At 59.5% G+C, this 23,517-nt stretch carries 28 protein-coding genes; 13 read left to right on the top strand and 15 right to left on the bottom strand.

Features of this window, described 5'->3' with window-relative positions:
• Nucleotides 1–89 precede the first annotated feature (89 nt).
• From algW to HNQ83_RS14030, 3 genes are all read left to right on the top strand, one after another.
• Nucleotides 90–1,250 (top strand): Do family serine endopeptidase AlgW, encoded by a 1,161-nt coding sequence (gene algW, locus HNQ83_RS14040; RefSeq protein ID WP_175389513.1) that lies wholly within the window; start codon nucleotides 90–92, stop codon nucleotides 1,248–1,250.
• An 87-nt stretch (nucleotides 1,251–1,337) separates the two neighbouring features.
• Nucleotides 1,338–3,443: a TonB-dependent siderophore receptor gene (locus HNQ83_RS14035; RefSeq protein ID WP_175389512.1), complete on the top strand. Its 2,106-nt coding sequence runs from the start codon at nucleotides 1,338–1,340 to the stop codon at nucleotides 3,441–3,443.
• Between the two features lie 12 nt (nucleotides 3,444–3,455).
• The gene (locus HNQ83_RS14030) at nucleotides 3,456–4,175 is read left to right on the top strand and encodes a DUF4198 domain-containing protein (protein WP_175389511.1); all 720 of its coding nucleotides are present in this window, start codon (nucleotides 3,456–3,458) and stop codon (nucleotides 4,173–4,175) included.
• A gap of 116 nt (nucleotides 4,176–4,291) precedes the next feature.
• On the opposite strand, the gene hisC is transcribed toward HNQ83_RS14030, so the two are convergent.
• The 10 genes from hisC to HNQ83_RS13980 all read right to left on the bottom strand — a co-directional run bounded on the left by hisC (nucleotide 4,292) and on the right by HNQ83_RS13980 (nucleotide 12,261).
• On the bottom strand, nucleotides 4,292–5,344 hold the full coding sequence (gene hisC / locus HNQ83_RS14025; protein WP_175389510.1) for a histidinol-phosphate transaminase: 1,053 nt from the start codon (nucleotides 5,342–5,344) through the stop codon (nucleotides 4,292–4,294).
• 2 nt (nucleotides 5,345–5,346) lie between these two features.
• On the bottom strand, nucleotides 5,347–6,672 hold the full coding sequence (gene hisD / locus HNQ83_RS14020) for a histidinol dehydrogenase (RefSeq protein ID WP_175389509.1): 1,326 nt from the start codon (nucleotides 6,670–6,672) through the stop codon (nucleotides 5,347–5,349).
• A 125-nt stretch (nucleotides 6,673–6,797) separates the two neighbouring features.
• Nucleotides 6,798–7,433, bottom strand: coding sequence for an ATP phosphoribosyltransferase (gene hisG / locus HNQ83_RS14015; RefSeq protein ID WP_095193897.1), 636 nt, complete (start codon nucleotides 7,431–7,433; stop codon nucleotides 6,798–6,800).
• A 142-nt stretch (nucleotides 7,434–7,575) separates the two neighbouring features.
• A complete protein-coding gene (gene murA, locus HNQ83_RS14010; protein ID WP_175389508.1) occupies nucleotides 7,576–8,841 on the bottom strand; it encodes a UDP-N-acetylglucosamine 1-carboxyvinyltransferase in 1,266 nt (421 codons plus the stop codon).
• Nucleotides 8,842–8,863: 22 nt separating this feature from the next.
• On the bottom strand, nucleotides 8,864–9,103 hold the full coding sequence (locus HNQ83_RS14005) for a BolA family protein (RefSeq protein WP_077045294.1): 240 nt from the start codon (nucleotides 9,101–9,103) through the stop codon (nucleotides 8,864–8,866).
• 114 nt (nucleotides 9,104–9,217) lie between these two features.
• Nucleotides 9,218–9,523 carry a lipid asymmetry maintenance protein MlaB gene (locus HNQ83_RS14000; RefSeq protein ID WP_175389507.1) on the bottom strand — a complete coding sequence of 102 codons (306 nt, stop codon included), beginning with the start codon at nucleotides 9,521–9,523 and terminating at the stop codon, nucleotides 9,218–9,220.
• Complete coding sequence (locus HNQ83_RS13995; protein WP_175389506.1) at nucleotides 9,520–10,173, bottom strand: phospholipid-binding protein MlaC; 654 nt, start codon at nucleotides 10,171–10,173, stop codon at nucleotides 9,520–9,522. The genes HNQ83_RS14000 and HNQ83_RS13995 overlap by 4 nt, the downstream gene beginning before the upstream one ends.
• Before the next feature lie 11 nt (nucleotides 10,174–10,184).
• On the bottom strand, nucleotides 10,185–10,652 hold the full coding sequence (gene mlaD, locus HNQ83_RS13990) for an outer membrane lipid asymmetry maintenance protein MlaD (protein ID WP_056855035.1): 468 nt from the start codon (nucleotides 10,650–10,652) through the stop codon (nucleotides 10,185–10,187).
• Nucleotides 10,652–11,449 (bottom strand): lipid asymmetry maintenance ABC transporter permease subunit MlaE, encoded by a 798-nt coding sequence (gene mlaE, locus HNQ83_RS13985; protein ID WP_175389505.1) that lies wholly within the window; start codon nucleotides 11,447–11,449, stop codon nucleotides 10,652–10,654. The genes mlaD and mlaE overlap by 1 nt, the downstream gene beginning before the upstream one ends.
• Entirely contained in the window at nucleotides 11,449–12,261 is an 813-nt protein-coding gene (locus HNQ83_RS13980; protein WP_175389504.1) for an ATP-binding cassette domain-containing protein, read from the bottom strand. Before HNQ83_RS13980 ends, mlaE begins: the two co-directional genes overlap by 1 nt.
• 273 nt (nucleotides 12,262–12,534) lie before the next feature.
• On the opposite strand from HNQ83_RS13980, the gene HNQ83_RS13975 reads away from it, so the two are divergent.
• From HNQ83_RS13975 to HNQ83_RS13930, 10 genes are all read left to right on the top strand, one after another.
• On the top strand, nucleotides 12,535–13,509 hold the full coding sequence (locus HNQ83_RS13975; protein WP_175389503.1) for a KpsF/GutQ family sugar-phosphate isomerase: 975 nt from the start codon (nucleotides 12,535–12,537) through the stop codon (nucleotides 13,507–13,509).
• The gene (locus HNQ83_RS13970) at nucleotides 13,509–14,033 is read left to right on the top strand and encodes an HAD family hydrolase (RefSeq protein ID WP_096513437.1); all 525 of its coding nucleotides are present in this window, start codon (nucleotides 13,509–13,511) and stop codon (nucleotides 14,031–14,033) included. Before HNQ83_RS13975 ends, HNQ83_RS13970 begins: the two co-directional genes overlap by 1 nt.
• A 7-nt stretch (nucleotides 14,034–14,040) precedes the next feature.
• Nucleotides 14,041–14,613 (top strand): LPS export ABC transporter periplasmic protein LptC, encoded by a 573-nt coding sequence (gene lptC / locus HNQ83_RS13965; RefSeq protein WP_175389502.1) that lies wholly within the window; start codon nucleotides 14,041–14,043, stop codon nucleotides 14,611–14,613.
• Nucleotides 14,600–15,148 (top strand): lipopolysaccharide transport periplasmic protein LptA, encoded by a 549-nt coding sequence (lptA, locus tag HNQ83_RS13960; protein ID WP_175389501.1) that lies wholly within the window; start codon nucleotides 14,600–14,602, stop codon nucleotides 15,146–15,148. The genes lptC and lptA overlap by 14 nt, the downstream gene beginning before the upstream one ends.
• Nucleotides 15,148–15,873 (top strand): LPS export ABC transporter ATP-binding protein, encoded by a 726-nt coding sequence (gene lptB / locus HNQ83_RS13955; protein WP_175389500.1) that lies wholly within the window; start codon nucleotides 15,148–15,150, stop codon nucleotides 15,871–15,873. The genes lptA and lptB overlap by 1 nt, the downstream gene beginning before the upstream one ends.
• 184 nt (nucleotides 15,874–16,057) lie before the next feature.
• On the top strand, nucleotides 16,058–17,551 hold the full coding sequence (locus HNQ83_RS13950; RefSeq protein ID WP_150769403.1) for an RNA polymerase factor sigma-54: 1,494 nt from the start codon (nucleotides 16,058–16,060) through the stop codon (nucleotides 17,549–17,551).
• Nucleotides 17,552–17,625: 74 nt separating this feature from the next.
• Nucleotides 17,626–17,934: a ribosome hibernation-promoting factor, HPF/YfiA family gene (gene hpf / locus HNQ83_RS13945; RefSeq protein ID WP_007941242.1), complete on the top strand. Its 309-nt coding sequence runs from the start codon at nucleotides 17,626–17,628 to the stop codon at nucleotides 17,932–17,934.
• Between the two features lie 12 nt (nucleotides 17,935–17,946).
• Nucleotides 17,947–18,411, top strand: a complete 465-nt coding sequence (ptsN, locus tag HNQ83_RS13940) for a PTS IIA-like nitrogen regulatory protein PtsN (protein WP_175389499.1) — start codon at nucleotides 17,947–17,949, stop codon at nucleotides 18,409–18,411.
• 2 nt (nucleotides 18,412–18,413) lie between these two features.
• Nucleotides 18,414–19,271 carry an RNase adapter RapZ gene (gene rapZ, locus HNQ83_RS13935; RefSeq protein WP_175389498.1) on the top strand — a complete coding sequence of 286 codons (858 nt, stop codon included), beginning with the start codon at nucleotides 18,414–18,416 and terminating at the stop codon, nucleotides 19,269–19,271.
• A 15-nt stretch (nucleotides 19,272–19,286) separates the two neighbouring features.
• Nucleotides 19,287–19,562, top strand: coding sequence for an HPr family phosphocarrier protein (locus HNQ83_RS13930; protein ID WP_175389497.1), 276 nt, complete (start codon nucleotides 19,287–19,289; stop codon nucleotides 19,560–19,562).
• A gap of 56 nt (nucleotides 19,563–19,618) precedes the next feature.
• On the opposite strand, the gene HNQ83_RS13925 is transcribed toward HNQ83_RS13930, so the two are convergent.
• The 5 genes from HNQ83_RS13925 to HNQ83_RS13905 are packed head-to-tail and all read right to left on the bottom strand — an operon-like array spanning nucleotide 19,619 to nucleotide 23,374.
• Complete coding sequence (locus tag HNQ83_RS13925; protein WP_175389496.1) at nucleotides 19,619–20,512, bottom strand: ZIP family metal transporter; 894 nt, start codon at nucleotides 20,510–20,512, stop codon at nucleotides 19,619–19,621.
• A 28-nt stretch (nucleotides 20,513–20,540) separates the two neighbouring features.
• Nucleotides 20,541–21,152 carry a superoxide dismutase gene (locus HNQ83_RS13920; RefSeq protein ID WP_175389495.1) on the bottom strand — a complete coding sequence of 204 codons (612 nt, stop codon included), beginning with the start codon at nucleotides 21,150–21,152 and terminating at the stop codon, nucleotides 20,541–20,543.
• A gap of 1 nt (nucleotide 21,153) precedes the next feature.
• Nucleotides 21,154–21,582 carry a hypothetical protein gene (locus HNQ83_RS13915; protein WP_175389494.1) on the bottom strand — a complete coding sequence of 143 codons (429 nt, stop codon included), beginning with the start codon at nucleotides 21,580–21,582 and terminating at the stop codon, nucleotides 21,154–21,156.
• A gap of 27 nt (nucleotides 21,583–21,609) precedes the next feature.
• Nucleotides 21,610–22,986, bottom strand: a complete 1,377-nt coding sequence (locus HNQ83_RS13910) for an aspartate ammonia-lyase (protein ID WP_175389493.1) — start codon at nucleotides 22,984–22,986, stop codon at nucleotides 21,610–21,612.
• On the bottom strand, nucleotides 22,967–23,374 hold the full coding sequence (locus HNQ83_RS13905) for a FagA protein (protein WP_175389492.1): 408 nt from the start codon (nucleotides 23,372–23,374) through the stop codon (nucleotides 22,967–22,969). The genes HNQ83_RS13910 and HNQ83_RS13905 overlap by 20 nt, the downstream gene beginning before the upstream one ends.
• Nucleotides 23,375–23,517 lie beyond the last annotated feature (143 nt).

Raw genomic sequence — 23,517 nt, 5'->3', positions numbered from 1 at the left:
TATCCCGTTCAGAGGCGCGTGCGGCCTCGTATAATGCGCGACATTATGAGCGGTCTCTAACCGCCTGCAACTCTCTCAGGACGTGCTTAATGCTCAAGGCGCTGCGTTTTTCCGGCTGGCCGTTGTTGGCCGGCGTGCTTGTCGCTCTGTTAATCATCCAGCGGTACCCGCAGTGGGTCGGGCTTCCAAGCCTCGACGTCAACCTGCAGCAAGCGCCGCAAACCACCAGCATGCAGCAGGGTCCGGTGTCCTATTCCGACGCGGTGACCACCGCCGCGCCGTCGGTGGTGAACCTGTACACCACCAAAGTCATCAACAAACCCAACCATCCCTTGTTTGAAGATCCGCAGTTCCGTCGTTTCTTCGGGGACAACTCGCCCAAGCAGAAACGCATGGAGTCGAGCCTGGGCTCCGGCGTGATCATGAGCCCGGAAGGTTACATTCTGACCAATAACCACGTGACCAGCGGCGCCGACCAAATTGTCGTGGCGCTCAAGGATGGTCGTGAAACCCTGGCCCGTGTGATCGGCAGTGACCCGGAAACCGATCTCGCGGTGTTGAAGATCGACTTGAAGAAACTTCCTTCGATCACTGTCGGCCGCTCCGACAACATCCGCATCGGCGATGTCGCGCTGGCGATCGGCAACCCGTTCGGTGTCGGCCAGACCGTGACCATGGGCATCATCAGCGCCACCGGCCGCAATCAGCTGGGCCTGAACAACTACGAAGACTTCATCCAGACCGACGCGGCGATTAACCCCGGCAACTCCGGCGGCGCGCTGGTGGACGCCAACGGCAACCTGACCGGTATCAACACCGCGATTTTCTCCAAGTCCGGCGGTTCCCAGGGCATTGGCTTCGCGATTCCGGTCAAACTGGCGATGGAGGTGATGAAGTCGATCATCGAACACGGCCAGGTGATTCGCGGCTGGCTCGGTATCGAAGTGCAGCCATTGTCCCAGGAACTGGCCGAATCCTTTGGCCTGTCCGGGCGTCCGGGCATCGTCGTCGCCGGGATTTTCCGCGACGGTCCAGCGCAGAAGGCCGGCCTGCAATTGGGCGACGTGATCCTCAGCATCGACGGCGAACCGGCCGGCGATGGTCGCCGCTCGATGAACCAGGTGGCGCGGATCAAACCGACCGACAAGGTCGTGGTGCAGGTGATGCGCAACGGCAAGGAACTCAAGCTCACGGCGGAAATCGGCCTGCGTCCACCACCTGCCCCTGTCAAGGAAAAAGAAGAGAACTAAGCCTGGCCCGAGAATCTCGGGCTATTGGAAGACATTCTCATTAGACATGTTATATTGTTTCAATTATCGCAATTGGAACAACATAACATGTCGTCTCGAACAAAGGTTTCCCTTGCCGGAATTGCCTTCGGCCTGCTGGGAAGTCCGGTCTTCGCCGAAGAATCCAGAACCCTCGAACTGGACGCCATCAGCGTCACTTCCGATTACGAATCCCCTACGGGCCCGGTCAAAGGCTACCGCGCCACCCGCTCCTCCAGCGCGACCAAAACCGATACCGCCATTCGCGACATCCCTCAATCGATCAGCGTCATTCCCGTCAGCGTACTCAATGACCTGGGCAGCATAAGCGTCGAACGGGCACTGGATTTTGCCGGTGGCGTCTCGAAGCAGAACAACTTCGGCGGCCTGACGCTTTACGAATACAGCGTGCGCGGGTTCACCACGTCGGAGTTCTACAAGGACGGTTTCAGCGCCAACCGTGGCTATCCGAGCACGCCGGACGTAGCCAACATCGAACGCATCGAAGTGCTCAAGGGCCCGGCTGCCAGCCTGTATGGCCGGGGCGATCCCGGCGGCACGGTCAACATCGTCACCAAGAAGCCACAGCCCGGAGCCTTTAGCACACTGCAAACCAGCGCCGGCAGCTGGGATCGCTATCGCACTGCGCTGGACGTCAACACGCCGCTGGATGAACAAGGTGAAGTCCTGTCGCGGGTCAACCTGGCCGTCGAGGACAACCACAGCTTCCGCGATCATGTCGACAGCCACCGCGTGTTCGTCGCCCCCTCCTTCAGCTGGCAACTGAGTCCCGACACCAGCCTGTTGGTGGAAAGCGAATTCGTCCGCCACAGCTCCACCTTCGATCGTGGCATCGTCGCGCCGAACAACACGTGGAGCGGCGTTTCCCGCGCGACCTTCCTTGGCGAACCCAACGACGGCGACATCGACAACCACAATAATCTGCTGCAGGCCGCGCTCGAACACCAGCTCAACGACACCTGGAAACTGCGTCTGGCCAGCCACTACAAGGAAGGCAAGCTCTGGGGTTTTGCCTCCGAACAGCGCGCGCTGAATGCCGATGGCCACACGGTCAACCGTCGTTACCGCGAGCGCGACAACAACTGGCACGACAGCATCACCCAGCTCGAATTGCGTGGCCTGTTCGACCTCGGCAGCTGGCAGCACGAACTGCTGATCGGCAGCGAGTACGAGAACTATCGCAAGGACGAGCGGGTCACGACCATTGCTGGCGGCCCCTACGCCATCGACATCTACAACCCGATTTACGGCCAACCGAAACCCAACGGCGCGCGCTCCGGGACGGACTTCTTCGAGCACGTCGAAAGCCATGCACTGAACCTGCAGGATCAGATCATTTTCACTGACAAGCTACGGGGCATGCTCGGTGTGCGCTTTGAGCATTTTGAGCAACGCATCGACGATCACACCCGCGATGCCAGCAGCCGCCAGCGTCACGACGCCCTGACCCAACGGGCCGGTCTGCTCTATCAATTGACGCCTGAAGTCGGTCTGTTCGCCAACGCCTCCACTTCGTTCAAACCCAACAATGGCCTGGACGCTGCCGGTAAATCCTTCGACCCGGAAGAAGGCGTCGGCTATGAAATCGGGATCAAGAGCGAGCTGTTCGGCGAACGCTTGAGCAGCACCCTCGCGGTCTTTCATATCGAGAAGGAAAACGTCCTCGCCCTCGACCCGGGCACCGACACCAGCCGCGCCATGGGCAAGGCGCGCAGCCAGGGTTTCGATCTGCAAATCGCCGGGCAAGTCACCGACGCGGTGCGGGTGATCGGCGCCTTCGCCTACATCGACGCTGAAGTCACTCAAGGCGACAAAGTCATTCCCACCGGCAGCCGGATTCTCGGCGTCGCCAAGCGCAGCGGCAGCCTGTTGAGCGTGTATGAGTTTCAGGAGGGGCGCCTGCGCGGATCGGACGTCGGCGCAGCCTTCACCTATGTCGGCGACCGCTCGGGTGAGGCCGGCAGCGACTTCGAATTGCCGTCCTACCACACCATCGACCTGCTGGCCCATTACAAGGCCAGCGAGAACCTCACGGTGGGCCTGAACCTGAACAATGTTTTCGACGAGAAATATTTCGAGCGCTCGTACAGCAACTACTGGGTCAACCCCGGCGAGCCACGCAATTTCACCGTCAGCCTGACACTCACTCTGTAAAAGGACGTCCCCATGCACCCTCTCAAATCCCTGGCGCTGCTCGGCCTGCTGTTTGCCACCGAGGTCTCGGCCCACGGTCTGTGGACCGAACAACGTCGCGGCAACATCGAAGTGATTTACGGCCACGGTGCCGAGGACAATGCGTTCAAGGCGCAGAAGATCAGCGGCGCCTGGGCCTATGACGGCAACGGAAAAATGATTCCGGTGACAGTGCAGCGCCTGGCCGATCACGCACGCCTGCAACCGCTGAAACCGCCTGCTGTCATTGCGGTGGCACTCAACAATGGCATGTGGTCGCAAACCGCTGACAAAAAATGGATCAACGAAGGCCGCAGCAAAGTGCCCGGCGCCATCGAATCCACAGAGACATTCAAATACAGCCTGTCGATTTATCAGCCGGGGGCGAAGCTGCCGAAACTTGATCAGATCAAACTGCTGATCCTGCCGGAGGTTGATCCGCTGACCGTCGGGCCGGGCCAGTCGCTGCCGGTCCGGGTGCTACTGGATGGCAAGCCGGCGTCGGGGGTGAAGTTGGTTGGCGATTACCGCAACGCGCCGAATACCTTGAGCACCGAAACCGATACAGATGGCCGGGCGCAGGTGCTGGTGCGTAATGAAGGGTTGAACGTGATTGCGGCGCAGGTGGAAGTGCCGGTGAAGGACAGCGCGGATGTGAGCAGCCGGGGATTGTTCAGTTCGCTGACGTTCCTGGGCGAACCGCATCACGAGTGACACACAAAACCCTGTGGGAGCGAGCCTGCTCGCGAATAGGTCATCACATTCAACATTGATGCTGAATGTACAACCGCTTTCGCGAGCAGGCTCGCTCCCACAGGTCCTGTATTGAATTAAAGGTCGCCGAGGCCGTCAATCAGTGCCTGATTCTGCTCTGGCGTACCAATGCTGATCCGCAGAAACTGCGCAATCCGCTCCTGCTTGAAGTGCCGGACAATCACGCCCTGCTCGCGCAACTTCGCCGCCAGCTCAGCCGCATCGTGCTGCGGGTGATGGGCAAAGATGAAGTTTGCCGCCGACGGCAGCACTTCAAAGCCCTTGGCCTGCAACTGCGTAACCACCCATTCACGGTGTTCGATCACCAAACGGCAGGTCTTGTCGAAGTACTCGCGATCTTCGAACGCCGCCGCCGCACCGACATTTGCCATGCGATCGATCGGATAGGAGTTGAAGCTGTTCTTGATTCGCTCCAGCGCCTCGATCAGGTCCGGGTGCCCCACCGCCAGGCCAACCCGCAGGCCGGCCAGCGAACGGGACTTGGACAATGTCTGGGTTACCAGCAGGTTCGGATAACGGTCCACCAACGCGATCGCCGTTTCCCCGCCGAAGTCGATGTAGGCCTCGTCCACCACGACCACCGAGTCCGGGCTGGCCTTGAGGATCTGCTCGACAGCGTCCAGCGCCAAGAGGCAACCAGTCGGTGCGTTCGGGTTGGGGAAGATGATCCCGCCGTTCGGCTTGGCATAGTCCGCCGGGTTGATCTGGAACTGTTCGTCCAGCGGTACGGCGTCGAACTGGATGCCGTACAAGCCGCAGTAAACCGGATAGAAGCTGTAGCTGATGTCCGGGAACAGCAGCGGCTGGTCGTGCTGCAGCAAGCCGTGGAAGATGTGCGCCAGGACTTCGTCGGAACCGTTGCCGAGGAACACCTGGTTGCTCTGCACGCCGTAGTACTTGGCCACCGCGTTCTTGAGCAGGTCGCTGTTCGGGTCCGGGTACAGGCGCAGGTTGTCGTTCAGTTCGGTCTGCATCGCGGCCAGCGCCTTGGGCGATGGGCCGTACGGGTTTTCGTTGGTGTTGAGCTTCACCAGTTTGGCCAGTTTCGGCTGCTCGCCCGGCACGTAAGGCACCAGATTCTTGACGAACGGGCTCCAGAATTTACTCATGTTCAGTTCACCTTCTGCTCATCAAGAATACGGTATTCGGCGCTGCGCGCGTGGGCGCTCAGCGATTCGCCACGGGCCAGCACCGAGGCGGTCTTGCCCAGCTCGGACGCGCCGGCTTCGGAGCAGTAGATGATCGACGAGCGCTTCTGGAAGTCGTACACCCCCAGCGGCGACGAGAACCGTGCAGTGCCGGACGTCGGAAGTACGTGGTTCGGACCCGCGCAGTAGTCGCCCAAGGCTTCGGAGGTGTGGCGGCCCATGAAAATCGCACCGGCGTGGCGGATCTGCGGCAACCAGGCTTGCGGATCAGCGACTGACAACTCCAGGTGCTCCGGCGCAATACGGTTGGCCACTTCCATGGCCTGTTCCATGTCACGCACCTGAATCAACGCACCACGGCCATTGATCGAAGTCTGGATGATCTCGGCGCGGTCCATGGTCGGCAGCAGTTTGGCAATGCTGGCCGCAACTTGATCGAGAAACGCGGCATCCGGGCTGACCAGAATCGCCTGGGCGTCTTCGTCGTGCTCGGCCTGGGAGAACAGGTCCATGGCGATCCAGTCTGGATCGGTCTTGCCGTCGCACACCACGAGGATCTCCGAGGGACCGGCGATCATGTCGATACCGACCTGGCCAAACACGTGGCGCTTGGCGGTGGCGACATAGATGTTGCCCGGGCCCACGACTTTGTCGACCTGCGGCACGCTTTCGGTACCGTACGCCAATGCGGCAACGGCCTGCGCACCGCCGATGGTGAACACACGATCCACGCCCGCGATGCAGGCCGCAGCCAGCACCAGTTCGTTGATTTCACCGCGCGGAGTCGGTACCACCATGACCACTTCGGTCACACCGGCAACCTTGGCCGGAATCGCGTTCATCAGCACTGACGACGGGTACGACGCCTTGCCACCCGGCACGTAAAGACCGGCGCGATCCAGTGGCGTGACCTTCTGGCCCAGTACGGTGCCGTCGGCTTCGGTGTAGCTCCAGGAATCCTGTTTCTGCTTTTCGTGGTAGCTGCGCACGCGGGCCGCGGCTTTTTCCAGGGCTTCACGCTGAGGTACGGTGATGCGCGTCAGCGCCAGTTCCAGGCGTTCGCGAGGCAGGATCAGGTCGGCCATGGACTTCACGTCCAGGCCATCGAACTGGCGGGTGAAATCCACCAGCGCCGCATCGCCACGCTCGCGCACGGCCTTGATGATGTCCAGCACGCGCTGATTGACCGAGTCGTCAGACACACTTTCCCAGCTCAGCAGATGATCCAGATGATGCGCGAAATCCGGGTCAGCAGCGTTGAGTCGGCGAATTGCAGTCGGTGCGGTCATAGCGAGAGCCTCATAGGATTGGCAAAAAACTCAGGCGCCCGAAGCTAACATTCGATCCGCTTGGGCACCTGAGAATTCTGGCTATGAGGCGGATAGACGGCGCGCCTTGCGGTCGCGCAGGTGAATCAGCCGCGGTGTCGAGACTCCACTGCCTTGCGCAGGGTGTCGATCAACGCCTGGATACGGGCGTGCTGCATTTTCATCGAAGCTTTGTTGACGATCAGCCGGGAGCTGATGGCAGCAATGAAATCCTGCGGCTCCAGGCCGTTGGCCCGCAGCGTGTTACCGGTGTCGACCACGTCGATGATCTTGTCGGCCAGACCGATCAGCGGTGCCAGCTCCATCGAGCCGTACAGCTTGATGATGTCGACCTGACGGCCCTGTTCGGCGTAGTAACGCTTGGCAACGTTGACGAATTTGGTAGCGATACGCAGGCGGCCCTTGGGCTCGATGGCGCCGACCTTGCCGGCGGTCATCAGTTTGCACTGGGCAATCTGCAGGTCCAGTGGCTCGTAGAGGCCCTGGCCGCCGTATTCCATCAGCACGTCTTTACCGGCGACACCCAGATCGGCGGCGCCATGCTCGACATAAGTAGGCACGTCAGTGGCACGCACGATCAGCAGGCGTACATCTTCCTGGGTCGTGGGGATGATCAGCTTGCGGCTCTTGTCCGGATTCTCGGTCGGCACGATGCCCGCTTCAGCCAGAAGCGGCAGGGTGTCGTCAAGGATGCGGCCCTTGGACAGTGCGATGGTCAACATGGGAAACGTCAGTCCTTATCAAGGTACTCATGCCCGGTCACAATCGGCGCCGAACACACATCGAGGCTTTCTCAACAATAAAGAGGCAGCCCCGATTTGAAACAAAATCGTAGGACACGTCCCTGTGCCCATACCGCAGAAACTAGCCCGGAACGCGACGGATCTTGGCGCCCAGCATCTGCAGTTTCTCTTCGATGCACTCGTAACCACGGTCGATGTGGTAGATGCGGTCGATCAGGGTGTCGCCTTCGGCGATCAACGCCGAGATCACCAGACTGGCCGAAGCACGCAGGTCGGTGGCCATGACGGGCGCGCCCTTGAGCTTTTCGGTACCGGTGACGATGGCGGTGTTGCCCTCGACCTGGATCTTGGCGCCCATGCGGTGCAGCTCGTAAACGTGCATGAAGCGGTTTTCGAAGATCGTCTCGATCACAGCGCCCGTGCCTTCGGCAATGGCGTTGAGGGAGATGAACTGCGCCTGCATGTCGGTCGGGAACGCCGGGTACGGAGCGGTCCGCACGTTGACGGCTTTAGGCCGCTTGCCGTGCATGTTCAGCTCGATCCAGTCGTCACCGGTGGTGATTTCAGCGCCCGATTCCCGAAGTTTTTCCAGTACGGCTTCGAGGATGGTCGGATCGGTGTCCTTGACCTTCACGCGACCGCCGGTCACAGCGGCGGCAACCAGGTAGGTACCGGTTTCAATACGGTCAGGCATCACCTTGTACGTGGTGGTGTGCAGACGCTCGACGCCATCGATGGTGATGGTGTCGGTGCCAGCGCCGGAAACCTTGGCACCCATGGCGTTCAGGAAGTTTGCCAGGTCGACCACTTCAGGTTCGCGCGCGGCGTTTGCCAGTACGCTGCGACCCTTGGCCAGAGCGGCCGCCATCATGATGTTTTCGGTACCGGTCACGCTGACGGTATCGAAGAAGAAGTGCGCACCGCGCAGGCCGCCTTCAGGCGCCTTGGCCTTGATGTAGCCGCCTTCTACGTCGATGATCGCGCCCATGGCTTCCAGACCACGGATGTGCAGGTCGACCGGACGCGAACCGATGGCGCAACCGCCAGGCAGTGCGACTTCGGCTTCACCGAAACGGGCAACCATCGGGCCCAGCACCAGGATCGACGCACGCATGGTTTTAACCAGTTCGTACGGAGCGACCAGGGTCTTGATGGTGCGCGGGTCAATTTCGACGGCCAGTTTCTCGTCGATCACCGGCTCGATCCCCATGCGACCGAACAATTCGATCATGGTGGTGATGTCGTGCAGGTGCGGCAGGTTGGCAACGGTCACCGGACCGTCGCACAGCAGCGTGGCCGCCAGGATCGGCAGGGCAGAGTTCTTCGCCCCGGAGATGCGGATTTCGCCGTCAAGACGAGCACCGCCAGTAATAATCAATTTATCCATAAGAATCTCGACGCCCTTGGGCTCAGGTGCGCTCGGCCCAGGCCGCGCTGCTGAAAAATTTCATAGTGACCGCATGGATGCTGCCATCGGTGATCCACGGGTTCAAATGGGCATAGATCTGCTGCTGACGCTTGACCGGGCTCAATGCCGCCAGTTCATCGCTAATCACGTTCAGCTGGAAATTGCAGCCTTCGCCTTCAACTTCCACCTGCGTTCCTGGCAGCTTTGCTTCAAGGAAGCTTTTCACTTCTACGGCCTGCATGCTCAACCTCAATCGGCGCCCTGTGCGCGCGGGTCGGACATCATACAAAAAAGCCCCGCGCCTGCGAACCCCGCGGAGCAGGACTCTGACGGGGGGCTTGTTTATCGATGCGGGTTAGGGATGCGCCAACAGCTCGGTCAGCTCACTGACCTGAGCGATTTCACGCATGTCTTCTGGGATCCCGCGTAGGCTCAACGACTTGCCGGCCGCCTTCGCATCACGCATGAAGCACAGCAACAACGACAGACCGACGCTGCTGGACTTGGTGACCGCCGAACAATCGACCACCAGCGCCGCGGCCTTGCTGGCCTTGATCAGCGCCTGGCCCTGCTCGCGCAGGCCAGGGCCGGTCCGGTAATCCAGCACGCCGCTCAGGCGCAGCTCGCCGGCTTCGTCCATCAGGACCGCCGACTCACTCATTGGGTCTGCTTCTCGGTGGATTGCTCAGCGGTTTCCTTGGCCTTGGCGACTTCCCCGGCCCAACCATTGATGGTCTTGTCCAGGTCGTTGCCATTGCGCTGCATCGCATCAGCGAACTGATCGCGGAACAACTTGCCGATGTTGATGCCGTTGATGATGACGTTGCGCAGTTTCCACTCGCCATTGATCTTTTCCAGGGTGTAGGACACGGGATAGATCGCGCCGCTGCTACCCTTGACCGTCATGCCGACGCTTGTACGGTCACCCGACTCGTCCTTGGCAGGATCGACGGTGATGCCCTGGTTGTTGTACTCGAGCAAGGCATTGCCATAAAACTGGAACAGACCTTTCTTGAAGTTTTCTTCAAAGGTCTTCATTTGCGCAGGCGTGGCTTTGCGCGAGTACTTGACCGTCATGATGCTCTTGGAAATGCCCTCGGCATCCACAACAGGCCCGACGATGCTGTTCAGCGCCGCATAGAAATCCTGCGGGTCCTGCTTGTACTTCTCTTTGTTGGCGGCCAGGTCGGCCAGCATACGGTTGGTGGTGTCCTGTACCAGATCGTGCGCGGAAGGCGCCGCCACGGCGTTAGCCATCAACGGCAATGCCGCGAGTAACACAAACAGGCCACGTCGCAAGGTAGAGATCATTTACAAATTCCTCATTTGGGGTCTTTGCTTACGGTGTTGAGAAGGAACTTACCGATCAGGTCTTCGAGCACCAGCGACGACTGCGTGTCGTGGATGGTCCCGCCATCCTTGAGCAGGGCTTCTTCCCCACCCACACTGATACCGATGTACTTCTCGCCCAATAGACCAGCGGTCAGGATAGATGCAGTGGAGTCGGCTGGCAGATTATCTACGCGCTTTTCCAGCTGCATGGTCACTCGACCGGTGAAACTGTCGCGGTCCAGATCGATCGCCGTGACCTTGCCGATGGTCACACCGGCCATGGTCACTTTAGCTCTGACAGTCAAACCGGCGATATTGTCGAAATAGGCATAAAGTTTATAGGTATCGGTGCTCGGGCTCGGGGACAGGCCACTGACCCGCAGCGCCAGCAGCAGCAAAGCCAGGATGCCAGCCAGCAAGAAAAGGCCGACACCGATTTCCAGGGTGCGGTTTTGCATCAGAAATCTCCAAACATCAAGGCGGTCAGAATAAAGTCCAGGCCGAGCACAGCCAGAGAGGCATACACCACGGTCTTGGTAGTGGCACGACTGATCCCCTCGGAAGTGGGCTCGCAGTCATAGCCTTGGAATACGGCGATCCAGGTGACGACAAAGGCAAACACCATGCTTTTGATGATGCCGTTGAGCACGTCGTCAGCGAAGGTCACGCTGTTTTGCATGTTCGACCAGTAGGAGCCTTCATAGACGCCCAGCCAGTCGACGGCGACCCACGAACCGCCCCAGATGCCCACCACGCTGAAAATCATCGCCAGCACCGGCAGGGAAATGAAGCCGGCCCACAGGCGTGGGGCAATGATGTATTTGAGCGGGTCGACCCCGATCATCTCAAGGCTGGACAATTGTTCGGTGGACTTCATGTTGCCGATTTCCGCCGTCAACGCCGACCCGGCGCGCCCGGCAAACAGCAACGCCGTGACCACAGGACCCAATTCGCGCAACAGGGTCAGCGCAACCATCTGCCCGACCGCCTGCTCCGAACCATAGCTGGACAGGATATTGAAGCCCTGGAGCGCCAGCACCATGCCGATGAAGATGCCGGAGACCACGATGATCACCAGCGACATCACGCCTACCGAATGCAGCTGTTTAACCAGCAGACCGAAAGCGCCGCCAATGCCGCCGCGACCGAGCAACGCGTGAAACAGGAACAGGGTCGACCGACCGAACACCGCAACGGTGTCGATTCCGGCCAGACCGAACCGCCGTACGCGTTCTAATAATGAAATTCTGCGCATCAGCGGCGCTTCCCCAGAAGATCTGCGCGGTAATCCGGCGCTGGAAAGTGGTACGGAACCGGGCCGTCGGGTTCCCCGGTCATGAATTGACGAATTTTCGGGTCATCCGAACTCATCAGTTCCTTAGGCGTACCCTGCCCCAATACCTGTCCATCGCCCACCACATAAATGTAATCGGCAATGCTCGCGGTCTCTGCCAGGTCGTGGGAAACCACGATACTGGTGATACCCAGCGCATCGTTGAGCAGGCGGATCAGGCGAACCAGTACGCCCATGGCGATAGGGTCCTGGCCAACAAAGGGCTCGTCATACATGAGAATCTGCGGATCGAGCGCAATCGCCCGCGCCAGCGCCACACGACGTTTCATGCCACCGGACAGTTCGTCGGGCATCAGGTCGATGGCCCCGCGCAAGCCTACGGCCTGCAATTTGAGCAGGACGATGTCGCGGATCATTTCTTCAGGCAGTTCGGTGTGAACGCGCAGCGGGAAAGCCACGTTCTCGAACACATCGAGATCGGTGAACAGCGCACCGCTCTGAAACAGCACACCCATGTGCTTGCGGGCATCGAACAGATCGCTGCGCGAAAGTTTCGGCAGGTTCTGACCGTTGACCCAGACTTCGCCCTTGGTAGGTCGCAACTGCGCGCCCATCAACCGTAACAGCGTAGTCTTGCCACACCCGGAAGGCCCCATGATGCCGGTGACCTTGCCACGGGGAATACGGATATCGACGTTATTGAAAATGCTGCGCGCACCGCGCTTGAAGGTCAGTCCCTTCAGCTCGACCGCGTAGGCGTTATCGGCACTCATCTAAACTCCTTGCGATGCAGCCTCTCACTCGGACGCCTGACTTTCTGACGAAAGCACATCTCCCGGGCGGGCCGAACTGGCGGCGAACTATATCATTGCAAACGCCACGCGCCCAAGGTCATTGCCGGACCTTGTTTCCCGACACAGGTAGCAAAAAGCTTCATTTAGAGGGATTCGGTAACAAGGAATGACAATGCGCGACGAACTTGCGTGAGGGTTTTGATCATAACCGCTATAATCGCCGCCTTTTCATCAGGCTAAACGATTTCTGACATGAGCCAATCCAGCGACCTGATTCAATCTGCCCAACGCACCATCCGCCTCGAAGTGGAAGCCGTAAAAGGCTTGCTGCCGCATATCGACGCAGATTTCGTACGCGCTTGCGAGATGATTCTGGCCAGCAAAGGCCGCGTAGTCGTGGTCGGCATGGGCAAGTCGGGGCATATCGGCAACAAGATCGCCGCCACCCTGGCCAGCACCGGCACCACGGCTTTTTTTGTCCACCCGGCTGAAGCCAGCCATGGTGACATGGGCATGATCACCCGCGACGACATCATCCTGGCGCTGTCGAACTCCGGCTCCACCAATGAAATCGTGACCCTGCTGCCACTGATCAAGCGCCTGGGCATCCAGCTGATCAGCATGACGGGCAATCCCGATTCGCCGCTGGCCAAGGCCGCCGAGGTCAACCTCAATGTTCACGTCGAACATGAAGCCTGCCCGCTGAACCTGGCGCCCACTTCCTCTACTACCGCCGCGCTGGTGATGGGTGATGCCCTGGCCGTCGCGTTGCTGGAAGCCCGCGGCTTTACCGCCGAAGACTTCGCCTTCTCCCATCCTGGCGGCGCACTGGGCCGACGCCTGTTGCTGAAAGTGGAAAACGTCATGCACGCCGGACAGGAGCTGCCGCAGGTGCAGCGCGGCACGCTGCTCAAGGACGCGCTAATGGAAATGACCCGCAAGGGTCTGGGCATGACCGTCATTCTTGAAGCCGACGGAAAGCTGGCCGGGATCTTCACCGACGGTGATTTGCGCCGCACCCTGGATCGCTCCATCGACATCCACAGCGTCACCATCGATCAGGTCATGACCGCTCACGGCAAGACAGCCCGCGCCGAGATGCTCGCCGCCGAGGCCCTGAAAATCATGGAAGACCATAAAATCAACGCCCTGGTCGTGGTCGACAGCGAAGACCGCCCGGTCGGCGCCTTGAACATGCACGACTTGTTGCGTGCGGGAGTAATGTAATGAGCACGGACCTGCTGCAACGCGGCCAACAGATCAAACTGGCGGTTTTCGACGTCGACGGCGTTCTCACTGACGGACGCCTCTACTTTCTCGAAGACGGCAGCGAGTTCAAGACGTTCAATACCCTCGACGGCCAGGGCATCAAGATGTTGATGGCCGCCGGCGTGCAAACCGCGATCATCAGTGGCCGCAAGACTCCGGTGGTCGAGAGACGAGCGAAGAACCTTGGCATTCCGCATCTGTACCAGGGACGTGAAGACAAACTGGTCGTGCTCGACGAGCTTCTTGGCCAACTCAACCTAAGCTACGAACAGGTCGCCTATCTGGGTGACGATCTGCCTGACCTGCCGGTGATCCGCCGCGTTGGCCTGGGCATGGCAGTGGCCAACGCCGCCAGTTTCGTGCGTGAACACGCTCACGGCATTACTCAGGCCCGTGGCGGCGAAGGTGCCGCCCGCGAATTCTGCGAACTGATCCTGCGCGCCCAGGGCCGCCTCGATGCGGCCAACGCTGCGTACTTGTGAGCCAAACATGCTGAGCAAAAAGATTCGCAACACTCTGATGTTCGGCTGCATCACGGCGATTTTCGCCGCGGTCGGCTACTGGAACATCAGCCCGGAACGCTTCCTCGACAAGCCGGTGGTGAAAGTCGACAACAGCGAGATCGACTATTACGCCATCAACGCCCACAGTGTGCAGTTCCTGCCGGACGGCAAACTGCAATACGAAATGACGTCGGACAAGGTCGAGCACCTGAAAGCGACCGAAGTGACATTACTCACCAATCCCGACCTGAACATGTTTCGCGGCACTCAGTTCCCGTGGCACGTCCAGAGCGACAAGGGTGAAGTCAACCCCGACGGCACACAGGTCGAACTGATCGATTCGGTACGCATCACGCGTTTCGACGAGAAAAACCGCAGGACCCTGATCACCACCACTCGCATGACAGTGTTCCCGCAGCAGCAATATGCGCAGACCGACCAACCCGTTAGAATCGACGGCGCTGGCGGTGTGTCGACTGGCAATGGAATGAAAGCGTACTTGAAAGAAAGCAGGATACACCTGCTATCGAACGTAAGAGGACAGTATGAGGCTCGTTAAAACCCTCCCTATTTTGCTCAGTCTGGGCGCAGCACTGGGAAGCGTGAGCGCCTGGGCTCTGCCGGATGACCAACAGCAGCCTATCCGCATCCAGGCCGACGACGCCCAGCTGGACGACAAGAACGGCATCGCCACCTACACCGGCGATGTGATCATCACCCAAGGCTCGATGAAGGTCACCGGCAACAAAGTGACCATGACCCGCGCACCCAGCGGCGATATCGATGTGGTGACGTCGGTGGGCAACCTCGCCTACTTCGAACAGCTCCAGACCGCGGGCGATGCGAAGCCTGTGCAAGGCTGGGGTGTGACCATCCAGTATCACGCGACGCAAAACCGCGTCGTGCTGATCGATCGCGCCAAAGTCGTCGACAAGGACAACAACGTCACCCAGGGCGAAAAAATCGTCTACGACACCGTTAAAAAGCTGGCCAGCGCCGGTCGCGCCACCGGCAGCAAAGTCACCGAGGCGCGTCCGCGCATCGACATGGTGATCCAGCCGAAAAAGAAAACCGACGAGCAAAAGGCCCAGTAATGGCAACTCTGAAAGCTCAGCATCTGGCCAAGAGCTACAAGAGCCGCCAGGTCGTGCGTGATGTCAGCCTGTCCATCGACAGCGGTCAGATCGTCGGCCTGCTTGGCCCGAACGGTGCCGGCAAGACCACCTGCTTCTACATGATTGTCGGCCTGGTAAGGGCAGACCAGGGCCGCGTCCTGATCGACGACCTGGACGTCAGCCACCAGCCGATGCATGGTCGCGCGAAGGCCGGCATCGGCTATCTGCCGCAAGAAGCCTCGATCTTCCGCAAACTGTCGGTGGCCGATAACATCATGGCGATCCTCGAGACCCGCAAGGAGCTCGACAAGGCCGATCGTCGCAAGGAGCTGGAAAGCCTGCTGCAGGAATTTCACATCAGCCACATCCGCGACAACCTCGGCATGAGTCTGTCCGGTGGCGAACGCCGTCGCGTGGAAATCGCTCGCGCGCTGGCCACCAACCCGAAATTCATCCTGCTCGACGAACCCTTCGCCGGCGTGGACCCTATTTCGGTAGGCGACATCAAACAGATCATCCACCACCTCAAGGCCAAGGGCATTGGCGTGCTGATCACGGACCACAACGTCCGCGAGACCCTGGATATCTGCGAAACCGCCTACATCGTCAACGATGGCCAACTGATTGCCGAAGGCGACTCCGACACCATCCTGGCCAACGATCTGGTCAAGGAAGTGTACCTGGGCCACGAGTTCCGTCTGTAAGCGCCGAGGTGCCTGACTAGTCGACCGAGCGCTCGTCTCGATAAAAAATCAACACTTTTTTATTGTTACAGCGCTCTAGGCAAACACTGCAATTTCGGGCATATAATTTGCTTATGTTTGGCGCTCCGGCGCCCTGTAGTGGATGGCGCATGTGCGCCGGCGAATAAGGTGTTAAGCCCCTGCCATGAAACCATCGCTAGTCTTGAGAATGGGCCAGCAGCTGACGATGACACCGCAGCTGCAACAGGCCATCCGTCTGCTCCAATTGTCGACCCTGGACCTGCAACAGGAAATCCAGGAGGCCCTGGAGTCCAATCCGATGCTCGAGCGCCAGGAAGAAGGCGACGACTTCGATAACACCGACCCCTTGGCCGACAACGCCGAGCAAAAGCCCAACACCGACATTCAGGAACCCTCCTACCAGGAAAGCGCGCCGACGGTTGATAACCTCGAGGAAGGCGACTGGAACGAGCGCATTCCCAACGAGCTTCCTGTCGATACGGCATGGGAAGACGTCTACCAGACCAGCGCCAGCAGCCTGCCGAGCAACGATGACGACGAGTGGGATTTCACCACCCGCACATCGGCCGGCGAAAGCCTGCAAAGCCACCTGCTTTGGCAGCTGAACCTGGCGCCGATGTCCGACACCGACCGGCTGATTGCCGTGACCCTGATCGACTGCATCAACAATCAGGGCTATCTGGACGAAACGCTCGAGGAGATCCTCGAAGCCTTCGATCCGGAACTGGACATCGAACTGGACGAAATCGAAGCCGTCCTGCACCGCATCCAGCAATTCGAACCCGCTGGCATCGGCGCGCGCAACCTGGGTGAATGCCTGTTGTTGCAACTGCGCCAGTTGCCCGCCAAAACACCCTGGCTGGCAGAGGCCAAGCGCCTGGTCACCGACTACATCGACTTGCTCGGCAGCCGCGACTACAGCCAGCTGATGCGCCGCATGAAGCTCAAGGAAGATGAACTGCGCCAGGTGATCGAACTGGTCCAGAGCCTTAATCCGCGCCCAGGCTCACAAATCGAGTCCACCGAAGCCGAGTACGTCGTCCCCGATGTGATCGTGCGCAAGGACAACGAACGCTGGCTGGTGGAGCTCAATCAGGAGTCAGTGCCACGCCTGCGGGTCAACGCCCAGTACGCCGGCTTCGTGCGCCGCGCCGACACCAGCGCCGACAACACTTTCATGCGCAATCAGTTGCAAGAAGCCCGCTGGTTCATCAAGAGCCTGCAAAGCCGCAACGAAACCCTGATGAAAGTAGCCACCCAGATCGTCGAGCATCAGCGCGGCTTCCTGGAGTATGGCGACGAAGCCATGAAACCGCTGGTCCTGCATGACATCGCTGAAGCGGTCGGCATGCACGAGTCGACGATCTCACGGGTCACCACACAGAAATTCATGCATACCCCTCGGGGCATCTATGAACTGAAATACTTTTTCTCCAGCCATGTCAGCACCTCCGAGGGCGGCGAATGCTCGTCCACGGCGATTCGCGCGATCATCAAAAAACTGGTTGCCGCGGAAAATCAGAAAAAGCCGTTGAGTGACAGCAAGATCGCTGGTTTACTGGAGGCACAAGGCATTCAGGTGGCTCGCCGCACCGTCGCCAAGTACCGCGAGTCCCTCGGGATCGCGCCTTCGAGCGAACGCAAGCGGTTGATGTAGAGCCACGCCACAGCGTTCCAGTGGCAGGCATTTCAGCCTGCCGCTTTATGCACTGGCAACGAAGGAGAAGCTGTATGCAAGTCAACATCAGTGGACACCAACTGGAAGTGACCGAACCTCTTCGCACCTACATCGGCGAAAAACTCGAACGATTGGAGCGACATTTCGACAAGATCACCAACGTGCAGGTCACGATGACGGTCGAAAAGCTGAAGCAGAAAATCGAAGCCACGCTGCATATTCCCGGCAATGAAGTGGTCGCCAACGCGGAACATACCGATATGTACGCGGCGATCGACGCATTGACCGACAAGCTGGATAAACAACTCAAAAAGCATAAGGAAAAGACCCAGAGCCTCCTCCAGGGCGCTACCGGTCGTTAACACTCCCAACCCATGATCCGACTTGAAAGCATCCTGACCCCCGGCCGTTCCCTGGTGAACGTGCCGGGCGGCAGTAAAAAGAAAGCCCTCGAGCAAATTGCCAATCTGATCGCCCGCCAAGTGCCGGCTCTGGAGATGCAAGATGTCTTCGAGGCTTTGATTGCCCGTGAAAAACTCGGTTCCACCGGTTTTGGCAACGGCATCGCCATTCCTCACTGCCGCCTCAAGGGTTGCGAATCGCCCATCAGTGCCTTGATGCACCTGGACGCCCCTATCGATTTCGACGCCATCGACGGCGCGCCGGTTGACCTGCTATTCGTTCTGCTGGTCCCGGAAGCCGCTACCGATGCGCACCTGGAGCTGTTGCGCCAGATCGCCAGCATGCTCGACCGTAAGGACGTGCGCGACAAACTGCGCAGCGCGCCGAGCAATGAAGCCTTGTATCAGGTTGTCCTGGACGAGCAAAACGGGCAGTAATCATGCGCTTGATCATCGTCAGCGGCCGCTCTGGCTCAGGTAAAAGTACCGCCCTCGATGTACTGGAGGACAACGGCTACTACTGCATCGACAACCTGCCTGCCGGGTTGCTGCCGGAACTGGCCGAACGCGCGCTGATTCACACCGAGCTGTCACAGCCACTGGTTGCCGTATCCATCGACGCACGCAACCTGCCAAGCCATCTATCGCGGTTTCCAGAGCTGCTGGAAGAAGTCCGCAGCCGTCACATCCAGTGCGATGTGCTGTATCTGGATGCGGACGAAGAAACCCTGCTCAAACGTTTCTCGGAAACCCGGCGTCGCCACCCGCTGAGCAGCGCCAATCGCTCGCTGGCCGAAGCCATCACCGATGAAACGAGCCTGCTTGGTCCCATCGCGGACCTCGCCGATCTCAAAATCAACACCACCAGCCTGAACCTGTATCAGCTGCGCGATACCATCAAGCTGCGCCTGCTGAACCAACCGGAGCCCGGTACGGCGTTCCTGGTGGAGTCTTTCGGCTTCAAGCGCGGTATGCCGGTGGACGCCGATCTGGTGTTCGATGTGCGCTGCCTGCCCAATCCCTACTGGAAGCCGGAATTGCGTGCGCAATCCGGACTCGATCAACCGGTTGCCGAGTACCTGGCGGCCCAGCCGGATGTCGAAGAGATGTTCCAGGACATTTCCACCTACCTGCTCAAATGGTTACCCCGCTTTGCTGCCAGTAACCGCGCTTACGTCACCATTGCCATCGGTTGCACGGGCGGGCATCACCGCTCTGTCTACCTGACCGAACGCCTGGGCAAGACCCTGCAGCAATCCCTGAAGAACGTCCAGGTCCGCCACCGCGACCTCAGCTAAAGGATTCACATCGCGATGCCTGCTCTGGAAATCGAAATCATCAACAAGCTGGGCCTGCATGCCCGGGCGTCTGCAAAATTCGTAGGGGTCGCAGGTCAATTCAAGGATTGCACGATCAGGGTTGGACGCACACCAGACTCCACCGTCGACGGCAAAAGCATCATGGCCATGATGATGCTCGCCGCTGGCAAGGGCACCAAAATCCATCTGAGCACGGAAGGCGAGCAGGAACAGGAAGCGATGGACGCGCTGGTGGCCTTGATCAATAACTACTTCGACGAAGGCGAGTAAGCGCCCTTTCTATCGAGCGGACCTTGTGGAGAGGGAGTTCGCTCCCTCTCCACAATTCAACCCAACGCCGTATCCATCACCATCATCAAACAGAAACCGACCAGCAACCCAAGGCTGGCCAGCTTGTCATGACCATGGCGACGCGATTCGGGGATGATTTCGTGGGTGACCACCAGCAACATGGCGCCGGCCGCCAAGGCCAGTCCCAACGGCAACAACAGTTCGGCCAGGCTCACCAGCCACGCACACAGCAGGGCGAACACCGGCTCGACCAAACCTGACGCGGCACCGATCAGGAACGCCTTGAATCGCGACATCCCTGCCCCGGCCAACACCAAAGCAATCACCAACCCTTCTGGCACATCCTGCAACGCAATACCCATCGCCAAACTGTCGGCATCAGGCATACCGCCACCGGCCGAGACGCCTACAGCCATGCCTTCGGGAATGTTATGGGCAATGATTGCAAACACAAACAGCCAGATGCGCGGTGGAATCACCGGGTGCTCCACGGTGCCGATGAGCATTTCCGGCGATGCACCCGACACTTTACGATCGACCAGAAACAGGCCGAATGCACCGAGCAGGATGCCGAAACAGACCAGGCCACTGGCTGCCCACGGAGTCATGCCTAGGCTTTCTGCCGCCGCAATGCCCGGCACGATCAGTGAAAACGCCGTCGCTGCCAGCATCACTCCGGCACCAAATCCAAGCAAGGTATCGCCAAGCGCCTGGGGCATACGCCGGATCACCAGCACCGGCACCGCCCCAAGTGCGGTGCCGAGGGCGCAGATCGCACCACCCTGCAATGCCCGCGACAGTTTCGGCTCCAGATCCAGCCACTCCAGCCCGTGCGCCACCAGCAGGCTCATGCCCGCCAGCATCAACAACGATCCAAACGCGTAGCGAAACATTCGCCCATTTGCGACCGCCAGTGTTTCAGTGCCCATAGTCAGCCTTGGATTGTTTTTAGAAGACTTAAACCAGCGCAGCCTGATAACGCGCAGTGACTTCAGGCCAGTTGATCACGTTGTAGAACGCGCTGATGTATTCAGGACGGCGGTTCTGATACTGCAAGTAATAGGCGTGCTCCCAAACATCCAGGCCAAGGATCGGCGTGTTGCCGCTCATCAATGGACTGTCCTGGTTCCCACTGCTTTCCACGATCAGGTGCTTTTGCGGCGTAACGCTCAGCCACGCCCAACCGCTACCGAAACGGGTCAGCGCGGCTTTGGTGAAGGCCTCTTTGAAACTCTCGAGACCACCCAATTGCTCGTCGATGGCCTTGGCCAGTACGCCTTCAGGTTTGCCACCACCGTGAGGTGCCATGACTTCCCAGAACAACGAATGGTTGGCATGACCCCCGCCTTGGTTAATCACGGCCGCGCGAAGTTTTTCGGGCAGTTGCTGTACGGCAGCCACCAGTTTTTCCACCGGCCACTCGGCGAACTCGGTGCCTTCAACGGCGGCGTTCAGGTTATTGATGTAGGTCTGGTGATGCCTGGTGTAATGAATCTCCATGGTCTGCGCATCGATGTGCGGCTCCAGGGCGTCGTAGGCGTACGGCAAGGCAGGCAAGGTAAAAGCCATTTCAATGGACTCCAGGATGATGAGACGCGGGCGAGGCGGTATCGATGTGCAGCAAGCGATGGGTACGCGGGTACTCGCCATGTTCGCTGATGAAATTCAGCAGCTCGACATAGGTCTTGCTGCTCTGGCGCAGGGCTGCTTCCCGCAGCGCCGGCGTCAGTCGCGAGTCCTGCATGGCCTGCAACAGCCGTTGATGGATGGCGCACAGGTATTCGGCACTCTCCTCCGGCTGGTTCAGACGCAAATGCAAGTCCGCCAGGTTGTGATGGGAAATCACGCAGGCCGCCACCGCTTCATCGGCATCCGCCCAGCGCTCGAACAACACCTGGGCCAGGGCCAATGCCTGCAAGTAAGCCTCGCGAGCATCGACCAGCTCGCCCAACATGAAAAAGCGATTGGCCCTTTCGATCGTGCGTTTCCAGTGCTCCATGGTGTGCCTCCAAAGCGGCGGCGGGGTTTACACGCCGCCTGCGGTGAGTTTTTCCGGGTTAAGCAGCTCTTCGAGCTGGCTGCGCGACAGGTCGGTGTGTTCCAGCGCGACATCGATCACGGGCCGGCCTTGCTGATAGGCTTTCTTGGCGATCTCGGCAGCTTTCTGGTAGCCAATGATCGGGTTGAGCGCAGTCACCAGAATCGGGTTGCGTGACAGGGCTTCCTTGAGCCGCGCGTCGTTGACCTTGAAGCTGGCGATGGCTTTTTCACCCAGCAAACGACTGGCATTGGCCAGCAACTCGATGCTGCTCAGCAGGTTCTGGGCAACGATCGGCAGCATCACGTTCAGCTCGAAGTTGCCCGACTGACCGGCAAGGGTGATGACCGTGTCGTTGCCGATCACCTGGGCGGCGACCATGGCGGTGGCTTCCGGAATCACCGGGTTGACCTTGCCTGGCATGATCGAAGAACCCGGTTGCAAGGCTTCAAGTTCGATCTCACCGAGACCGGCCAACGGCCCGGAGTTCATCCAGCGCAGGTCGTTGGCGATTTTCATCAGCGATACGGCGGTGGCCTTCAGTTGACCGGAGACGGCCACGGCAGTGTCCTGAGAGCCGATCAGGGCAAACAGATCCGTGCCCGGCGTGAAATCGACCTGAGTCAATTTGCTCAACTGCTGACTGAAACGCGCAGCGAACTCCGGATGCGCGTTGATGCCGGTACCTACTGCGGTGCCGCCCTGCGCCAGGGATTGCAGGCTGGGTTGCAGGTTTTGCAGATGGCCGATATTGGCCTTGAGCTGCTGAGCCCAACCGTTGAGCACCTGGCTCAGGCGCACCGGCATCGCGTCCATCAGGTGGGTACGCCCGGTTTTGACGTGGTGATGGACCTGCCCGGCCTTGCGCTCGATTACCTGCACCAAACCATTCAGAGCCGGCAGCAACTGTTCGTGCAATCCCAGCGCCGCGCTGACGTGGATGGTGGTTGGAATGATGTCGTTGCTGCTCTGGCCGCAGTTGACGTGATCGTTGGGGTTCACCGGCTCGCCGAGCAGACGGCTGGCCAGGGTGGCGATCACTTCGTTGGCGTTCATGTTGGAACTGGTGCCGGAACCGGTCTGGAAAATATCCACCGGGAAGTGCTGCATGAAATCGCCTTCAAGCAGGCCTTGCGCCGCATCGACGATGGCTTTGCCCTGGGATTCGCTGATCTGTTTGAGTTCCACGTTGGCGCAGGCCGCGGCTGCCTTGGCCAGGATCAGAGCGCGAATGAACTGCACCGGCATCGGCTTGCCACTGATCGGGAAGTTATCTACCGCGCGTTGAGTCTGTGCGCCGTAGAGGGCGTCTTCCGGGACCTGAAGCTCGCCCATGCTGTCGCGCTCAATACGAGTCTTGTTCATCAGAGAATCCTTGCACCAGTTCAATTAGAGGTATGGAAGGCTGCAACTCACAGGTCGCCAGTTGCCAGGTGTAGCTCTGCCAGCGCTTGAGGCGGCATTTGCAAAGGGAAAGGCGTTCGAGATCACGCAATGGGCGCCAGGCCTGGTCCAGACAATAGGTGCGCCAATGCCAGGGCAGCGCGACATCGGCGGCGGTGTCGAGCAGCAAACGGAAAGAGGTTTCGGCGACGGTCCAGGGTGAGGTCGCCGTGCAACAGGCCAGATACCGGCCTTCGGCCAGGTAATGTTCGATCAGGCGAGGCTCGTCAGGATCCATCGCACAACGGATCTGGCGACTCATCCAGCGCCAGCTTTCGAGGTAGGGCTGCTCGTGCAAGGCAGAACTCATGATCCGGGCTCATTCGGTAATGAGATTCATTATTAGATGATAATGAGAACCAAAACAAGCCCGGCTGCGTATGCAAGATCTCCTGTGGGAGCGAGCCTGCTCGCGAATGCGGTGTGTCAGCCGACATAATGGTTGAATGGTCG

Origin of the sequence: Pseudomonas sp. C2B4 (assembly GCF_013359695.1) — a bacterium.
Lineage (GTDB): Bacteria > Pseudomonadota > Gammaproteobacteria > Pseudomonadales > Pseudomonadaceae > Aquipseudomonas.
The sequence above is the reverse complement of the archived record's forward strand: the minus strand, read 5'-3'. Positions and strand labels throughout refer to the sequence as shown.

Coding starts and splice junctions, on each gene's coding strand:
- HNQ83_RS13905 (WP_175389492.1), bottom strand. CDS start 23,374: ATGAGTTCTGCCTTGCACGAGCAGCCCTACCTCGAAAGCTGGCGCTGG.
- ptsN (WP_175389499.1), top strand. CDS start 17,947: ATGATCCGACTTGAAAGCATCCTGACCCCCGGCCGTTCCCTGGTGAAC.
- lptA (WP_175389501.1), top strand. CDS start 14,600: ATGAGGCTCGTTAAAACCCTCCCTATTTTGCTCAGTCTGGGCGCAGCA.
- HNQ83_RS14000 (WP_175389507.1), bottom strand. CDS start 9,523: ATGAGTGAGTCGGCGGTCCTGATGGACGAAGCCGGCGAGCTGCGCCTG.
- HNQ83_RS13980 (WP_175389504.1), bottom strand. CDS start 12,261: ATGAGTGCCGATAACGCCTACGCGGTCGAGCTGAAGGGACTGACCTTC.
- HNQ83_RS13910 (WP_175389493.1), bottom strand. CDS start 22,986: ATGAACAAGACTCGTATTGAGCGCGACAGCATGGGCGAGCTTCAGGTC.
- rapZ (WP_175389498.1), top strand. CDS start 18,414: ATGCGCTTGATCATCGTCAGCGGCCGCTCTGGCTCAGGTAAAAGTACC.
- HNQ83_RS14030 (WP_175389511.1), top strand. CDS start 3,456: ATGCACCCTCTCAAATCCCTGGCGCTGCTCGGCCTGCTGTTTGCCACC.
- algW (WP_175389513.1), top strand. CDS start 90: ATGCTCAAGGCGCTGCGTTTTTCCGGCTGGCCGTTGTTGGCCGGCGTG.
- HNQ83_RS13915 (WP_175389494.1), bottom strand. CDS start 21,582: ATGGAGCACTGGAAACGCACGATCGAAAGGGCCAATCGCTTTTTCATG.
- lptB (WP_175389500.1), top strand. CDS start 15,148: ATGGCAACTCTGAAAGCTCAGCATCTGGCCAAGAGCTACAAGAGCCGC.
- mlaE (WP_175389505.1), bottom strand. CDS start 11,449: ATGCGCAGAATTTCATTATTAGAACGCGTACGGCGGTTCGGTCTGGCC.
- HNQ83_RS13930 (WP_175389497.1), top strand. CDS start 19,287: ATGCCTGCTCTGGAAATCGAAATCATCAACAAGCTGGGCCTGCATGCC.
- murA (WP_175389508.1), bottom strand. CDS start 8,841: ATGGATAAATTGATTATTACTGGCGGTGCTCGTCTTGACGGCGAAATC.
- HNQ83_RS13920 (WP_175389495.1), bottom strand. CDS start 21,152: ATGGCTTTTACCTTGCCTGCCTTGCCGTACGCCTACGACGCCCTGGAG.
- mlaD (WP_056855035.1), bottom strand. CDS start 10,652: ATGCAAAACCGCACCCTGGAAATCGGTGTCGGCCTTTTCTTGCTGGCT.
- HNQ83_RS13950 (WP_150769403.1), top strand. CDS start 16,058: ATGAAACCATCGCTAGTCTTGAGAATGGGCCAGCAGCTGACGATGACA.
- HNQ83_RS13995 (WP_175389506.1), bottom strand. CDS start 10,173: ATGATCTCTACCTTGCGACGTGGCCTGTTTGTGTTACTCGCGGCATTG.
- hpf (WP_007941242.1), top strand. CDS start 17,626: ATGCAAGTCAACATCAGTGGACACCAACTGGAAGTGACCGAACCTCTT.
- HNQ83_RS13970 (WP_096513437.1), top strand. CDS start 13,509: ATGAGCACGGACCTGCTGCAACGCGGCCAACAGATCAAACTGGCGGTT.
- HNQ83_RS14035 (WP_175389512.1), top strand. CDS start 1,338: ATGTCGTCTCGAACAAAGGTTTCCCTTGCCGGAATTGCCTTCGGCCTG.
- HNQ83_RS13925 (WP_175389496.1), bottom strand. CDS start 20,512: ATGGGCACTGAAACACTGGCGGTCGCAAATGGGCGAATGTTTCGCTAC.
- HNQ83_RS14005 (WP_077045294.1), bottom strand. CDS start 9,103: ATGCAGGCCGTAGAAGTGAAAAGCTTCCTTGAAGCAAAGCTGCCAGGA.
- hisC (WP_175389510.1), bottom strand. CDS start 5,344: ATGAGTAAATTCTGGAGCCCGTTCGTCAAGAATCTGGTGCCTTACGTG.
- hisD (WP_175389509.1), bottom strand. CDS start 6,672: ATGACCGCACCGACTGCAATTCGCCGACTCAACGCTGCTGACCCGGAT.
- hisG (WP_095193897.1), bottom strand. CDS start 7,433: ATGTTGACCATCGCACTGTCCAAGGGCCGCATCCTTGACGACACCCTG.
- lptC (WP_175389502.1), top strand. CDS start 14,041: ATGCTGAGCAAAAAGATTCGCAACACTCTGATGTTCGGCTGCATCACG.
- HNQ83_RS13975 (WP_175389503.1), top strand. CDS start 12,535: ATGAGCCAATCCAGCGACCTGATTCAATCTGCCCAACGCACCATCCGC.